The sequence below is a fragment of the Aquabacterium sp. OR-4 genome (assembly GCF_025290835.2).
Lineage (GTDB): Bacteria > Pseudomonadota > Gammaproteobacteria > Burkholderiales > Burkholderiaceae_C > Pseudaquabacterium.
In genome coordinates this window covers 1406972-1421677 of the sequence record NZ_JAOCQD020000001.1, presented here as the reverse complement: position 1 = coordinate 1421677, position 14706 = coordinate 1406972, and the positions used below count along the sequence as shown (strand labels likewise).

The following is a 14706-nucleotide window of genomic DNA, read 5'->3' as shown; positions in this document are numbered from 1 at the left end:
CATGGCACCATGGCACGCAAGCCGGCAGGGGCGCAGGCAGGGTGTCTGCGGTCGTGTGCCGGCCAATGCCGTACGCGCCATGCCATCGATGAATCACCACGATCTTGCGTCCAGTCTTGACCTGCCCAAGCGCGCCGTGGCGCTGGTGCTGGCCGGTGGCCGCGGCAGCCGCCTGAAGAACCTCACCGACAACCGCGCCAAGCCGGCGGTGTATTTCGGCGGCAAGTTCCGCATCGTCGACTTTGCGCTGAGCAACTGCCTCAACTCGGGCATCCGCCGCATCGGCGTGATCACCCAGTACAAGAGCCACAGCCTGTTGCGCCACCTGCAGCGCGGCTGGGCTTTTCTGAAGGGCGAGATGAACGAGTTTGTCGACCTGCTGCCGGCCCAGCAGCGGGTGGACGAAGAAAGCTGGTACCGCGGCACCGCCGATGCGGTTTACCAGAACCAGGACATCCTGGCCGCCTACCGCGCCGACTACATCGTGGTGCTGGCCGGCGACCACATCTACAAGATGAACTACGCGCTGATGCTGGCCGACCACGTGGCGCGCGGGCGCGAGTGCACGGTGGGCTGCATCGAGGTGCCGCGCAGCGAGGCCCATGCCTTTGGCGTGATGGCGGTGGACGAGCAGCGCAACATCGTCGACTTTGTCGAGAAGCCGGCCGATCCGCCGGCCATGCCGGGCAAGCCCGACCGGGCGCTGGCCAGCATGGGCATCTACATCTTCAATGCCCGCTTCCTGTACCGCGAGCTCGAGCGCGACATGGCCGACGCGAACTCGAGCCACGACTTCGGCAAGGACATCATCCCGGCCATCGTGCAGCGCGGCCAGGCGGTGGCGCACCCGTTCGAGATGAGCTGCGTGGGCGGCAAGCATGGTGGCGCACCGTACTGGCGCGACGTGGGCACCATCGACGCGTTCTGGGACGCCAACATCGACCTCACCGCCACCGACCCCGAGCTCAACCTCTACGACACCCGCTGGCCGATCTGGACCTACCAGCCGCAGCTGCCGCCGGCCAAGTTCGTGCACAACGCCGACGACCGCCGCGGCAACGCCATCGAGTCGCTGGTGTCGGGTGGCTGCATCGTCTCGGGCGCGGTGTTCCGCTCGGTGCTGTTCTCCAGCGTGCGGGTGCACTCCTATGCCAGCGTCAACTGGAGCGTGCTGATGCCCGGCGTGCAGGTGGGCCGCGGCGCGCGCCTGACCAAGGTGGTGGTCGACCGCGGCTGCAGCATCCCCGACGGTATGGTGATCGGCGAGGATGCGCTCGAGGACGCGCGGCGCTTTCATCGCAGCGAGCAGGGCGTCACCCTGGTCACCCGGCCGATGCTGGCCGCGCTGGCCAACGGCACCGGCGCCAATGCCGGCGTGGAGGGCTCGGGGGTGCCGGCCTGATGCGCGTTCTGCATGTGGCGGCGGAGATTTATCCGCTGGTCAAGACCGGTGGCCTGGCCGATGTGGTGGCCGCGCTGCCGCCGGCACTGGCCGCCGAAGGGGCCGATGTGCGCCTGCTGCTGCCGGGCCTGCCGGCGGTGCTGGACGCGGTGCAGTCGCCGCGCACGGTGCTTGATGTGGGCGCGGCCTTTGGTGCCATGCGGGTGCGCCTGCTCAAGGGCCGCATGCCGGGCACCCAGCTGCCGGTGTACCTGGTGGACGCGCCCTACCTCTACCGCCGCGGCGGCAGCCCCTACCAGGCACCCGATGGCAGCGAGTGGGCCGACAACCTGCAGCGATTTGCGCTGCTGGGCTGGGTGGGTGCGCACCTGGCTGCCGGCGATGCCGACCCCGACTGGACGCCCGACGTGGTGCATGCCCACGACTGGCACGCCGCCATGACCTGCGCCTACATGGCCGAGCACCGGCCCACCGCCGCCGCCTCGGTGTACACGATCCACAACCTGGCCTTCCAGGGCCTGTTTGCGCACGACGACTGGGCGCTGCTGGGCCTGCGCTCGGCCTTCATGTCGCCGGCCGGGCTCGAGTTCCATGGCCAGCTGTCGTTCATGAAGGCCGGGCTCAAGTTCGCCGACGCGATCACCACGGTCAGCCCCAGCTATGCGCGCGAGATCGCCACGCCCGAGTTCGGCTGCGGCCTCGAGGGCGTGATCCAGGGCCGGCGTGGCGATGTCTGGGGCATTCTCAACGGCATCGATCCGCAGGTCTGGAACCCGGCCGCCGACGCCGCCATTGCCACCCGCTACGACGCCGACCAGGCCGCCGGCAAGCGGGCCTGCCGCCGTGCCCTGCAGGCCGAGATGGGGCTGGCCGCGGACGACAAGGCGCTGCTTGTCACCGTGGTCAGCCGGCTCACCTCGCAAAAGGGCCTTGATCTGGTGCTGGCCGCGCTGCCCGCGCTGGTCGCCGAAGGCGTGCAGTTTGCAGTGCAGGGCACTGGCGATCCGGCCTTCGAGGCCGCGTTCCGCATGGCCGTGGACGCCCATCCGGGCCGGGTGGCGGTGCACATCGGCTATGACGAGGCCTCGGCCCACCGCCTGATCGCCGGTGCCGACGCGATTGCCGTGCCCTCGCGCTTCGAACCCTGCGGCCTGACCCAGATGTACGGCCTGCGCTACGGCACCCTTCCCATCGTGCGGCGGGTGGGCGGCCTGGCCGACACCGTGGCCGATGGCGTGACCGGCTTCGTCTTTGACGAGGCCACGCCCACTGCGCTGGCCGCCACCGTGCGGCGGGCCGCGGCGCTGCACAAGGATGCGGCCGCCTGGTGGCGCATGGCCGGCACCGGCATGGCGCAAGACCTGTCGTGGGCCGGCCCGGCGCGGCAGTACCTCGATCTGTACCAGCGCGCCATGGCCGCGCGTGCCGCGGCACCGCGCGTCGTGCTGGGTTGAGCCGGCGGCGGCAAGGTCTGGCCTGGCCGCCACGGCTGCGCCGCCTGTCGCGTGCCGCCCGGCGCCTATCGTCTGGGGCCTGTCGCCTGAGGCGTGCGCTGCGGCTTCTGTCTCAGGGACCTGATTCGCCGACGATGCGCCACTGGCCGTCGATGCGGCGCAGGCTTAGCAGCGTGACCGAGTCGCCGCGGCGCCAGCGGCCCTGGCTTTCCAGCCGCCAGGCCACATGCACCGCCAGGCGCAGGGTGTCGTCACCGTGGGTGGCCGCTGTCCTGGCCGGTTGCATGCTCAGCGACAGCAACTGATAGCTGCGCTGCGGCCAGCGGCGCATGAAGGCGATCTTGTCGGCAGCAATCAGCGCCCAGTCGGCCTTGGCACGGCCGCGGTAGTGCACCTGGTCGGCGTAGAGCGGGCGCAGGGCAGCCAGCCGCTCGGCATCGGCCTGGGCCTCTTCAGCCAGCCACTGGCGAACGAACTGCTCGGCCTGCTGGCGTGGGACGGCGTCGGTGGCCGCGGGCTCTGGTGCAGGTGTGGCCGGCGAAGCGACGGCGGGTGCGGGTGCGGGTGCAGGTGCGGGTGCGGGTGCGGGTGCGGGTGCAGGTGCAGGTGCAGGTGCAGGTGCAGGTGCAGGTGAGGGCAGGGCAACGGGCGCGGCCGGTGCCTCGGTCAGTGCCGTCGGCGCCGCGCCGGGCGCGCTGGCCGCTGCGGGGTTGGGGTTCGGCAGCGCCACGGCTTCGGTCGGGCGGGATGCCGCGGCGGCCATGCCCGCCGGAGCCGGTGCCTGCGCTGCCGTGCCGGCCTGCCGGCTTGCCGCGGTACTGGCGCCGCCGGTGCTCGCCGGCGGGGCGCCGCGCTGCGCGGGTCGGCCGACGCTGAACCACAGGGCCACCACGGCCGCGGCGGCGACGGTGCCTGCCAGGCCGGCCACCGCGGCGCGCGGCAGGCCGGCACCGGTGGCCGCGCTCAGCGGGGCAGTCGGCGGGCGGCTGTTGCCCTGCGGCGCCGGCGGCAGCCAGCCGCAATTGGTGCAGTAGGGGCTGGCCGCGGCCCAGTGCTCGCCGCAGCGCGGGCAGTCGTCCAGGGCGCCCGCGGGCGGCGTCACCTCGGCAGCGCCCAGGTCGGCGGGCTCGGATGGCCGGGCAGGGTGCGGGTCAGGTGGCAATGCAGACGACGACATGGCATGCGGGAGCGGCGGGGATTCGACCCCGGCATATCGGCCGCGCCGGCCGCCAATGCAGCGCAGCGGGCGGGCCCTGCGGCGCGAGCGGGCAAAAAAAATGGCCCCGGGGCGACGCAGCGCACGCGGGACCTGATTTTTTACGGCTGCAGCGGCACCGGCAATCCGGTACGGCATCAGCCTTTGTAGGGTGGCGGAGAGAGCGGGATTCGAACCCGCGGTGGGCTGTTAACCCACACACGCTTTCCAGGCGTGCGACTTAAACCACTCATCCATCTCTCCGTGGCCAGCCCAGGATTCTAGCCCAGGCTGGCAGATCCACTGTGCGTTGCAAGCCGCAGCCGCGGTGATGGCGCTGCAGCCGGGCGCGCCGGTTGCAGCGCCAAGTCGGCCGAGCAGGGGCCGTGCAGGGGCCGTGCACGGGCAGTGGCTGGGCACTGCATGGGCGGTGGCCGGTGCGTCACGCGGGGGCCATCGCACGGCCCTACACTTCGCGCCTCGCCGAATTTTCGGGTTGTCTGTCCCCTTGGCCGCTGGAGCCGCCGATGCTGCGTTTTCACTTTCCCATCGTCATCATCGACGAGGACTTCCGCTCCGAGAACACCTCGGGCCTGGGCATTCGCGCGCTGGCCGCGGCGATCGAAAAGGAAGGGCTCGAGGTGCTGGGTGTCACCAGCTACGGCGACCTGTCGCAGTTTGCGCAGCAGCAAAGCCGCGCCTCGGCCTTCATCCTGTCGATCGACGACGAGGAGTTCACGCCCGGTCCCGAGCTCGACCCGGCGGTGCTGAACCTGCGCAGCTTCATCGAGGAGATCCGGCGCAAGAACGCCGACATCCCGATCTACATCTACGGCGAGACGCGCACCAGCCAGCACATCCCCAACGACATCCTGCGCGAGCTGCACGGCTTCATCCACATGTTCGAGGACACGCCCGAGTTCGTGGCGCGTCACATCATCCGCGAGGCCAGGAGCTACCTCGACGGCCTGGCGCCGCCGTTCTTCAAGGCGCTGATGGACTATGCGCAGGACGGTTCGTACAGCTGGCACTGCCCCGGCCATTCGGGCGGCGTGGCGTTTCTCAAGAGCCCCGTGGGCCAGATGTTCCACCAGTTCTTCGGCGAGAACATGCTGCGCGCCGACGTGTGCAATGCCGTTGAAGAGCTGGGCCAGCTGCTCGACCACACCGGCCCGGTGTACGAGAGCGAGAAGAACGCCGCACGCATCTTCAATGCCGACCACTGCTTCTTCGTCACCAACGGCACCAGCACCAGCAACAAGATGGTGTGGCACCACACGGTGGCGCCGGGCGACATCGTGGTGGTCGACCGAAACTGCCACAAGAGCATCCTGCACTCGATCATCATGACCGGGGCCATCCCCGTGTTCCTGACGCCCACGCGCAACCACTACGGCATCATCGGCCCGATCCCCAAGAGCGAGTTCAGCCGCGAGGCCATCGAGCGCAAGATCGCCGCCAACCCGCTGCTGGCCGGCGTCGACCCGCATGCCGCCAAGCCGCGTATCCTGACGCTGACCCAGAGCACCTACGACGGCGTGCTGTACAACACCGAGACCATCAAGCGCGAGCTCGACGGCTACATCGACACGCTGCACTTCGACGAGGCCTGGCTGCCGCACGCGGCCTTCCACCCGTTCTACGGCAGCTTCCACGCCATGGGCAAGAAGCGCGAGCGGCCCGAGCGCGCGGTGGTGTACGCCACCCAGTCCACGCACAAGCTGCTGGCCGGTCTGTCGCAGGCCTCGCAGGTGCTGGTGCAGGACTCGCGCACGGTCAAACTCGACCGGCACCTCTTCAACGAGGCCTACCTGATGCACACCAGCACCAGCCCGCAGTACGCCATCATCGCCAGCTGCGATGTGGCCGCGGCGATGATGGAGCCGCCTGGCGGCACCGCGCTGGTGGAAGAAAGCATCCGTGAATCGCTCGACTTCCGCCGCGCCATGCGCAAGGTCGACGAGGAATACGGCCACGACTGGTGGTTCAAGGTCTGGGGCCCTGACGCCCTGGTGGACGAAGGCATCGGCCGCTCGGCCGACTGGACCCTGCAGGCCGATGACGAGTGGCACGGCTTCGGCCCGCTGGCCGAAGGCTTCAACCTGCTCGACCCGATCAAGAGCACGGTGATCACCCCGGGCCTGGACATGAACGGCAAGTTCGCGTCCACCGGCATTCCGGCCGGCGTGGTGACCAAGTTCCTGGCCGAGCACGGCGTGGTGGTCGAGAAGACCGGCCTCTACTCGTTCTTCATCATGTTCACCATCGGCATCACCAAGGGCCGCTGGAACACGATGCTCACCGCGCTGCAGCAGTTCAAGGACGACTACGACAAGAACGCGCCGATGTGGCGCATCCTGCCCGAGTTCTGCCAGGCGCACCCGCAGTACGAGCGCATGGGCCTGAAGGACCTGTGCCAGGCCATCCACGAGGCCTACGCCGAGGGCGACATCGCGCGCCTGACGACCGAGATGTACCTCAGCGATCTGCAGCCGGCGATGAACCCGACCGACGCCTACGCCCACATCGCGCGGCGCGAAACCCAGCGGGTCGACATCGACGCGCTGGAAGGCCGCATCACCACCAGCCTGCTGACGCCGTACCCGCCTGGCATCCCGCTGCTGATCCCGGGCGAGCGCTTCAACAAGAAGATCTGCGACTACCTGAAGTTCACGCGCGCCTTCAATGCCCGCTTCCCGGGTTTTGCGGCCGACGTGCACGGCCTGGTGGCCGAGGACGATGGCAAGGGCGGCAAGCGCTACTACGTCGACTGCGTGCGCGACTGACGCACTGGCCTGCTGCGCCGGCCGATCTCAGGCCTGCGCTGCTCGCCGTACGGGTGTACGGCTGCGCTGCTCGACCTGACCTCGGCCCGCTCGCGACGGCCATTGCGCCAGTCGCGAGGGTTGGCAGAAGTCAAGCTTCCGGATTGGCGATGGCCACGTGGCTGAAGCCGCCGTCGACGTAGACGATCTCGGCGCTGATGCCGGCCGACAGGTCGCTCAGCAAGAACGCGGCGGTGTTGCCCACATCGTCGATGGTGATCGCGCGGCGGATTGGGGTGGTGGCGGCAAACTCGCTCAGCAGCTTGCCGAAGTCCTTGATGCCCGAGGCGGCCAGGGTCTTGATCGGGCCGGCCGAGATGCCGTTCACCCGAACGCCCTTGGCGCCCACGCTCTGCGCCAGGAATCGCACGCTGGCCTCGAGGCTGGCCTTGGCCAGGCCCATGGTGTTGTAGTTGGGCACGTAGCGCACGGCGCCCAGGTAGCTCAGCGTCAGCAGCGCGGCGCCCGGGCGCAGGCGCGGAAGCGCCGCCTTGGCCATGGCCGGAAAGCTGTAGGCCGAGATGTCGTGCGCAATGCGGAAGCTCTCGCGGTTCAGGCCGTCGAGAAAATCGCCGGCAATCGCCTCGCGCGGGGCAAAGGCGATGGCGTGCACGAAACCGTCGAACTGATCCCAGTGCTGGCCGAGGTCGGCAAACAGCTTTTCAATCTGCGCGTCGTCACCGACGTCGCAATCGAACACCAGTTTGGAGCCGAAATCGGCGGCAAACTCGGTGATGCGATCCTTGAAGCGCTCACCCACATAGCTGAAGGCCAGTTCGGCGCCTTCGCGGTGGCAGGCCCGGGCGATGCCGTAGGCGATGGAGCGGTTGTTCAAGACGCCCGTGATCAGCAGGCGCTTGCCGGCGAGAAATCCCATGCTGTTTCCTGTGGATGGCTGCAGTCGATCGAAGCCCGCGATTCTCGCATGCTGAGGGTGTGCCAAGTGGGGCAAGCTTGAGGGCATGGCGTTTGCAGGCTACAATCCCGCCTTTCGCTGAAGAGCAAAGTTGGGCGGAGACTTCCTGCCCATTTTTTTTGCTCGAACGCATTTCACTTTATTCACACCCGGGGTGGCGTCGCCGTCGGTTCGGGTGCTGGTTGAGCCGCGGCAGGATCGTTCAAGGCAGATGAGTTGGCAGGCAGCGCTGGAGCGCACCGTTACCGGCATGGGGTACGACCTCGTGGACGTCGAGCGTTCGACGGGTGGGTTGCTGCGCGTCACGATTGATCGCCTTCCCGGCCAGGTTTATCCGACCGGCCTCAGCGACTACGTGCTGGTCGAGGATTGCGAGCTGGTGACGCGCCAGCTGCAGTACCTGCTGGAGGTCGAGGCGGTTGAATACGCGCGGCTCGAGGTCTCGTCGCCCGGTCTGGATCGTCCGTTGAACAAGCCGGCCGACTGGCAGCGCTTTGTCGGCGTCGAGGTCGAGATCACGCTGCGCGAACCGTTCTTGAACCGCCGCAAGTGGCGCGGCGTTCTGGCGGCTGCGGCGCCCGAGGTGGCCGGTGCGGGTGAAACCGCCTGGCGGCTCGAGCTGCCGGCCGAATCTGACAAGCCGGCGCGTTTGCGCAAGGGTGGCAAGCCGGCGGTGAAGACCGCTGCGCGCACTGCCAAGGTGGCCAAGGGCGACTCGGCCACGGTGGCGCCTGTGCGCGAGGCGCTGGATTTTTCGCTGGAAGAAGTGCGCGAGGCGCGCCTGGTGCCGGTGGTTGACTTCAAGGGGCGGCGCGGTGGCGCGTCGGCCGAAGAAGAGTCGGCCGCCCACCGCGCCGAGGCCGAAAAGGAAGACGGAGGTCAGAACTGATGAACCGCGAAATGTTGATGCTGGTCGATGCCATCTCGCGCGAGAAGAACGTCGATCGCGACGTGGTGTTCGGCGCGGTCGAGGCCGCGCTGGCGCAGGCCACCAAGAAGCTGCATGGCGGCGAGGTGGACATTCGCGTGGCGGTCGACCGTGAATCCGGCGACTACGAGACCTTCCGTCGCTGGCTGGTGGTGCCCGACGAGGCCGGCCTGCAGAACCCCGACGCCGAAGAGATGCTCAGCGATGCGATCGACCGCATTGCCGAGATCGAGGTGGGCGACTACATCGAAGAGCCGATTCCGTCGGTGCCAATCGGCCGCATCGGCGCCATGGCGGCCAAGCAGGTGATCCTGCAGAAGATCCGCGATGCCGAGCGCGAGCAGCTGCTCAACGACTTCATGTCGCGCGGTGACCAGATCTTCGTCGGCACGGTCAAGCGCCTCGACAAGGGCGACATCATCGTCGAGAGCGGTCGTGTCGAAGGGCGCCTGAAGCGCAGCGAGATGATCCCGAAGGAAAACCTGCGCTCGGGTGACCGTGTGCGGGCCTTCATCACCGGCGTCGATCCCACCGCCCGCGGCGCGCAGATCATGCTGTCGCGCTCGGCGCCCGGCTTCATGATCGAGCTGTTCCGCCAGGAAGTGCCCGAGATCGAGCAGGGCCTGCTCGAGATCAAGAGCTGCGCCCGTGATTCGGGCAGCCGCGCCAAGATCGCCGTGATCTCGCACGACCGCCGGGTTGACCCGATCGGCACCTGTGTCGGCGTGCGTGGTTCGCGTGTCAACGCGGTCACCAACGAGCTGGCCGGCGAGCGTGTCGACATCGTGCTGTGGAGCGAAGACCCGGCGCAGTTCGTGATCGGCGCGCTGGCGCCGGCGAACGTGGTGTCGATCGTGGTCGACGAAGAAAAGCACGCCATGGATGTGGTGGTCGACGAGGAGAACCTCGCCATCGCCATCGGCCGTGGCGGCCAGAACGTGCGCCTCGCGTCCGAGCTGACCGGCTGGCGCATCAACATCATGACCGCCGAAGAATCCCAGGCCAAGCAGGCCCAGGAGTCCGAGTCGGTGCGCAAGCTGTTCGTCGAGAAGCTTGATGTCGACGAGGAAGTCGCCGACATCCTGATCGCCGAAGGTTTCGGCAGCCTCGAAGAAGTGGCCTACGTGCCGATTCAGGAGATGCTGGAGATCGAATCCTTCGACGAGGACACCGTGCATGAGCTGCGCAACCGCGCCAAGGATGCCTTGCTGACGATGGAAATCGCCCGCGAGGAATCGGTGGAAGAGGTGTCGCAGGACTTGCGCGACCTGGAATTCCAGGGCCAGGGCCTGAACTCGGAGCTGATCGACAAGCTCGCTACCGGCGGCGTGCACAGCCGCGACGACCTGGCCGATCTGGCCGTCGACGAACTGGTCGAACTGACCGGTCTGGCCGACGCCGAGGCCAAGGCCCTGATCATGAAGGCGCGGGAGCACTGGTTCACGGCCTGAAAGCCGCACTGAACCCCTCCCGAAACGCCAGAGAAGTTACGCAAGGAAAACCGCCCATGGCCGTGACCACCGTCGCCCAGTTCGCAGCCGAGCTCAACCGTCCCGCGGGGACGCTGCTCGAGCAGCTGCAGTCTGCCGGTGTCGCGAAGAAGTCTCCTGACGATCAGCTCACCGAGACTGACAAGGAGCGTCTGCTCGACTACCTGCGCACCTCGCACGGCACTGCTGCCGCCGCGCGCAACAAGATCACGCTGACCCGCAAGAGCACCAGCGAGATCAAGCAGGCCGATGCCTCCGGCAAGGCCCGCACGATCCAGGTGCAGGTGGTGAAGAAGCGCACCTTCGTCAAGCGCGACGAAACGCCGGGTGAAACGCCGGCGCAGGCGGCCGCGGCCGCGGCGGCCATCGAGTCCGCCGAGCTGCAGCGCCGCGAGGAAGAAGCCCGCGCCCAGGCCGAGGTGTTGCGCCAGCAGGAGGCCGAGCTGGCCGAGCAGGCCCGCCAGCGCGCCGAGCGCGAACGTGCCCAGCGCGAAGCCGCCGAGGCAAGCGCCCGCGCCGAGGCCGAAGCCAAGGCTGCGGCCGAGGCCAAGGCGGCGGCCGACGCCGCTGAAGCGGCCGCCAAGGCCGCGGCTGCAGCCGCCATCGAGAAGGCCGCCGCGCCGACCGACGGTTCTGCACCCAAGGCTGCGCCGGCCGCAGCGCCGGCACCGGTTGCCGCGCCGGCACCGGCGCCTGCGCCCGCGCCCGTTGTTGAAGCCGCCAAGCCGGTCGAGCCGCCCAAGCCCGCGCTGCGCGTGGTGAAGGCCGCCGACACCGAGGCGGCCGAGAAGCAGCGCATGGCCGACCTCGAAAAGCGCCGCAAGGCTGCCGAGGCCGAGGCGCTGGCCATCCGCAACATGATGAACGCCCGCCGTGGCGTGCTCACGGCCAAGAAGCCCGAAGAGGTCAAGCCGGCGGCTGCCGCGGCCGACAAGGCCGGCATTTCCGGCACCATCCACAAGCCCAAGGCGGCACCGGGTGCGCCGGGTGCTGCGGCGCCGGGCAGTGCCGCTGCCAAGCCGGGCGACAAGAAGTCGGTCAAGAGCGAGAAGCTCTCGTCGAGCTGGGCCGACGACGCGGCCAAGAAGCGCGCCGCGGCCGGCAAGGGCCGCACCGACGGCCCCGGCGGCAACCGCCCGGGCTGGCGTGCACCGCGTGGTGGCCGCCGTGGCGGCGAGCGTGATGGCTCGTCGGGTGGCTTCCAGGCGCCGGCCGAGTTCGTGTCGCAGGAAGTGCACGTGCCCGAGACAATCAGCGTGGCCGACCTGGCGCACAAGATGTCGGTCAAGGCTGCCGAGCTGATCAAGCACATGATGAAGCTGGGCCAGATGGTCACCATCAACCAGCAGCTCGACCAGGAAACGGCCATGATCCTCGTCGAGGAAATGGGCCACAAGGCGCTGGCCGCCAAGCTCGACGACCCGGAAGCCTTCCTCGAGGAAGAGCACGCCACCACCGACACCGAGATGCTGCCGCGTCCGCCGGTGGTCACGGTGATGGGCCACGTCGACCACGGCAAGACCTCGCTGCTCGACTACATCCGCCGGGCCCGCGTGGCCGCTGGCGAGGCCGGTGGCATCACCCAGCACATCGGCGCTTACCACGTCGAGACGCCACGTGGCGTGATCACCTTCCTCGACACCCCGGGTCACGAGGCCTTCACGGCCATGCGTGCCCGTGGCGCCAAGGCCACCGACATCGTGATCCTGGTGGTGGCCGCCGACGACGGCGTGATGCCGCAGACGCGCGAAGCCATCCACCATGCCAAGGCGGCGGGCGTGCCCATCGTCGTGGCCATGAACAAGATCGACAAGCCCGGTGCCAACCTCGAACGCCTGAAGGGCGAGCTGGTGGCCGAGCAGGTGGTGCCTGAAGACTTCGGCGGCGACTCGCCCTTTGTGCCGGTGTCGGCCAAGACCGGCGAGGGCGTCGACACGCTGCTCGAGCAGGTGCTGCTGCAGGCCGAGGTGCTGGAACTCACCGCACCGAAGGAAGCTGCCGCCAAGGGCCTGGTGATCGAAGCCCGCCTCGACAAGGGCCGCGGCCCGGTGGCCACGGTGCTGGTGACCAGCGGCACGCTCAAGCGTGGCGACGTGGTGCTGGCCGGTTCGAGCTTTGGCCGCGTGCGCGCCATGATCGACGAGGACGGCAAGGCCACGCAGGAAGCCGGCCCGTCGATCCCGGTCGAGATCCAGGGCCTGACCGAGGTGCCGGGTGCCGGCGACGAGTTCATGGTGCTGACCGACGAGCGCCGTGCGCGCGAGATCGCCACCTTCCGTCAGGGCAAGTACCGCGACGTGAAGCTGGCCAAGCAGCAGGCCGCCAAGCTGGAGAACATGTTCGACAACATGGGCAGCGGCGCCGCGCAGGCTCTGCCGCTGATCATCAAGGCCGACGTGCAGGGCTCGCAGGAAGCGCTGGCCACCTCGCTGCTCAAGCTCAGCACCGACGAGGTCAAGGTGCAGATCGTGCACGCCGCGGTGGGCGGCATCAGCGAGAGCGACATCAACCTGGCCATCGCCTCGAAGGCCGTGGTCATCGGCTTCAATGTGCGCGCCGACGCCGGTGCCCGCAAGCTGGCCGAGGGCAATGCGGTCGACCTGCGCTACTACAACATCATCTACGACGCGGTGGATGAGGTGAAGGCGGCGATGGCCGGCATGCTGGCGCCCGAGCAGCGCGAGGAAGTGCTGGGCACGGCCGAGATCCGCACCGTGTTCGTGGCCAGCAAGATCGGCACGGTGGCCGGTTGCATGGTCACCTCGGGTCTGGTCAAGCGCGACGCCAAGTTCCGCCTGCTGCGCGACAACGTGGTGATCTACACCGGCGAGCTCGATTCGCTCAAGCGCATGAAGGACGATGTGCGCGAGGTGAAGGAAGGCTTCGAGTGCGGTATCAAGCTGAAAAACTTCAACGACATCAAAGAAGGCGATCAGCTCGAACTCTTCGAGATCAAGGAAATCGCCAGAACGCTGTAAGTCGGCCCCAGCCCACTGCAGCAAACCCCGCCTGACCCCAGGCGGGGTTTGTGCTTGAGGGGCTGCCACCGCAGGAAAGCCCACCATGCGCCACAAGCAACGCTCCATCCCCAACCGCAGCTTTCGCGTGGCCGACCAGATCCAGCGCGATCTGGCCGAGCTGATCCGCACGCTGAAGGACCCGCGCGTGGGCATGGTCACGATCAATTCGGTCGAGGTCACGCCCGACTACGCGCATGCCAAGGTGTTTTTCTCGCTGCTGGTGGGTGATCCGGTCGAGTGCGAGGCCGGCCTGAACGAGGCCGCCGGCTTTCTGCGCAACGGCCTGTTCAAGCGCTTGCAGATCCACACCGTGCCAACGCTGCATTTCCAGTTCGACAAGACCACCGAGAACGCGGCCGAACTGAATGCCCTGATCCGTCAGGCCAACGCCACGCGGGCGAAAGAATGACCGCCTCCGAAGCAGCCTCGCTGCCGCCCGCCCAGGGGGGCGCCGCCAGCGGTCAGGCAAGGCCGGATCGGCGGCGGCCGTCTGGTCTGGTGCGTGCGCCGCGGCGCGCCGTGCACGGCGTGCTGCTGCTCGACAAGCCGCGTGGCTGGTCGAGCAATGATGCGCTGCAAAAGGCCAAGGGCATGCTGCGTGCCGAGAAGGCCGGCCACACCGGCACGCTCGATCCGCTGGCCACCGGTTTGCTGCCGCTGTGTTTTGGTGCCGCCACCAAGTTCAGCCAGGTCAGCCTGGACGCCGACAAGAGCTACCGCGCCACGCTGCGCCTGGGCCAGCGCACCAGCACCGGTGATCTGGAAGGCGAGGTGGTGGCCGAGGCGCCGGTGCAGGTGGATCCGGCCCTGATCGCCGCCGCCATCGCGCGCCACACCGGCGCGATCGACCAGCTGCCGCCCATGCATTCGGCGCTCAAGAAGGACGGCAAGGCGCTGTATGAATACGCCCGTGCCGGCATCGAGGTCGAGCGCACGCCGCGCCGCGTGACCATTCACGCCATCGACATGGTGAGCTGGGATGATGCCGCGCACACGCTGGTGATCGACGTGCGCTGCAGCAAGGGCACCTACATCCGCACCCTGGCCGAAGACATCGGCGCGGCACTTGGCTGCGGTGCCCACCTGGCCGGGCTGCGCCGCACGGCCAGTGGCGCGCTGCGCCTGGACAGCGCCCTCACGCTCGAGCAGCTGCAGGCCATGAGCGACGACGAGCGCCTGGCCTGCCTGCAATCACCCGACGCACTGCTGGCCGACTGGCCGGTGGTGAACCTGGGCGCCGACGAGGCGGCGCGGCTGCTGGCCGGCATGCGCCGCCGCGTGGCCTTGCCCGATGCGCCCTGTGTGCGTGTGCTGGGCCCCGACCTGGCCTTGCTGGGCAGCGCCCACATCACGGCCGGCGAGCTGATTGCCGACCGCCTGCTCAGCCCGCCCGAGGTGGCGGCGCTGGCGGCAGCCCGCAGCGCGCCGGCCCCGCGGCCGGCCGTGGCGCACGCCGCCTGACACGAGATTTCTGAA

At 68.6% G+C, this 14706-nt stretch carries 10 protein-coding genes and 1 tRNA gene; 8 read left to right on the top strand and 3 right to left on the bottom strand.

Annotated elements, in window-relative coordinates; genetic code table 11:
• The first annotated feature begins 88 nt into the window (after positions 1–88).
• Positions 89–1402 carry a glucose-1-phosphate adenylyltransferase gene (gene glgC, locus N4G63_RS06050; RefSeq protein ID WP_260785611.1) on the top strand — a complete coding sequence of 438 codons (1314 nt, stop codon included), beginning with the start codon at positions 89–91 and terminating at the stop codon, positions 1400–1402.
• Entirely contained in the window at positions 1402–2856 is a 1455-nt protein-coding gene (glgA, locus tag N4G63_RS06045; RefSeq protein ID WP_260785612.1) for a glycogen synthase GlgA, read from the top strand. Before glgC ends, glgA begins: the two co-directional genes overlap by 1 nt.
• A 112-nt stretch (positions 2857–2968) precedes the next feature.
• Here the strand turns inward: glgA and N4G63_RS06040 are convergent, their stop codons facing one another.
• Together N4G63_RS06040 and N4G63_RS06035 are read right to left on the bottom strand one after the other, a co-directional pair.
• Positions 2969–4033 (bottom strand): nuclear transport factor 2 family protein, encoded by a 1065-nt coding sequence (locus N4G63_RS06040; protein WP_314599465.1) that lies wholly within the window; start codon positions 4031–4033, stop codon positions 2969–2971.
• Between the two features lie 191 nt (positions 4034–4224).
• Positions 4225–4315: transfer RNA gene (locus N4G63_RS06035), tRNA-Ser, on the bottom strand.
• 263 nt (positions 4316–4578) lie between these two features.
• Between N4G63_RS06035 and N4G63_RS06030 the strand changes: the two genes are divergently transcribed.
• Positions 4579–6837, top strand: coding sequence for an Orn/Lys/Arg family decarboxylase (locus tag N4G63_RS06030; RefSeq protein ID WP_260785613.1), 2259 nt, complete (start codon positions 4579–4581; stop codon positions 6835–6837).
• 130 nt (positions 6838–6967) lie between these two features.
• Here N4G63_RS06030 and fabI read toward each other — a convergent pair whose 3' ends face one another.
• Positions 6968–7753 carry an enoyl-ACP reductase FabI gene (gene fabI, locus N4G63_RS06025; protein WP_260785614.1) on the bottom strand — a complete coding sequence of 262 codons (786 nt, stop codon included), beginning with the start codon at positions 7751–7753 and terminating at the stop codon, positions 6968–6970.
• A gap of 250 nt (positions 7754–8003) precedes the next feature.
• On the opposite strand from fabI, the gene N4G63_RS06020 reads away from it, so the two are divergent.
• The 5 genes from N4G63_RS06020 to truB all read left to right on the top strand — a co-directional run bounded on the left by N4G63_RS06020 (position 8004) and on the right by truB (position 14691).
• Positions 8004–8681 carry an LSm family protein gene (locus N4G63_RS06020; protein ID WP_260786670.1) on the top strand — a complete coding sequence of 226 codons (678 nt, stop codon included), beginning with the start codon at positions 8004–8006 and terminating at the stop codon, positions 8679–8681.
• Positions 8681–10171 carry a transcription termination factor NusA gene (gene nusA, locus N4G63_RS06015; protein WP_260785615.1) on the top strand — a complete coding sequence of 497 codons (1491 nt, stop codon included), beginning with the start codon at positions 8681–8683 and terminating at the stop codon, positions 10169–10171. The genes N4G63_RS06020 and nusA overlap by 1 nt, the downstream gene beginning before the upstream one ends.
• 56 nt (positions 10172–10227) lie before the next feature.
• Positions 10228–13188: a translation initiation factor IF-2 gene (gene infB, locus N4G63_RS06010; protein WP_260785616.1), complete on the top strand. Its 2961-nt coding sequence runs from the start codon at positions 10228–10230 to the stop codon at positions 13186–13188.
• A gap of 85 nt (positions 13189–13273) precedes the next feature.
• On the top strand, positions 13274–13639 hold the full coding sequence (gene rbfA / locus N4G63_RS06005) for a 30S ribosome-binding factor RbfA (RefSeq protein WP_314599464.1): 366 nt from the start codon (positions 13274–13276) through the stop codon (positions 13637–13639).
• Positions 13640–13728: 89 nt separating this feature from the next.
• Positions 13729–14691, top strand: a complete 963-nt coding sequence (truB, locus tag N4G63_RS06000) for a tRNA pseudouridine(55) synthase TruB (RefSeq protein WP_314599463.1) — start codon at positions 13729–13731, stop codon at positions 14689–14691.
• Positions 14692–14706: the final 15 nt, after the last annotated feature.

Excerpts from the sequence above, each read along its gene's own strand:
- glgC (WP_260785611.1), top strand. The coding sequence starts at position 89 with ATGAATCACCACGATCTTGCGTCCAGTCTTGACCTGCCCAAGCGCGCC.
- glgA (WP_260785612.1), top strand. The coding sequence starts at position 1,402 with ATGCGCGTTCTGCATGTGGCGGCGGAGATTTATCCGCTGGTCAAGACC.
- N4G63_RS06040 (WP_314599465.1), bottom strand. The coding sequence starts at position 4,033 with ATGTCGTCGTCTGCATTGCCACCTGACCCGCACCCTGCCCGGCCATCC.
- N4G63_RS06030 (WP_260785613.1), top strand. The coding sequence starts at position 4,579 with ATGCTGCGTTTTCACTTTCCCATCGTCATCATCGACGAGGACTTCCGC.
- fabI (WP_260785614.1), bottom strand. The coding sequence starts at position 7,753 with ATGGGATTTCTCGCCGGCAAGCGCCTGCTGATCACGGGCGTCTTGAAC.
- N4G63_RS06020 (WP_260786670.1), top strand. The coding sequence starts at position 8,004 with ATGAGTTGGCAGGCAGCGCTGGAGCGCACCGTTACCGGCATGGGGTAC.
- nusA (WP_260785615.1), top strand. The coding sequence starts at position 8,681 with ATGAACCGCGAAATGTTGATGCTGGTCGATGCCATCTCGCGCGAGAAG.
- infB (WP_260785616.1), top strand. The coding sequence starts at position 10,228 with ATGGCCGTGACCACCGTCGCCCAGTTCGCAGCCGAGCTCAACCGTCCC.
- rbfA (WP_314599464.1), top strand. The coding sequence starts at position 13,274 with ATGCGCCACAAGCAACGCTCCATCCCCAACCGCAGCTTTCGCGTGGCC.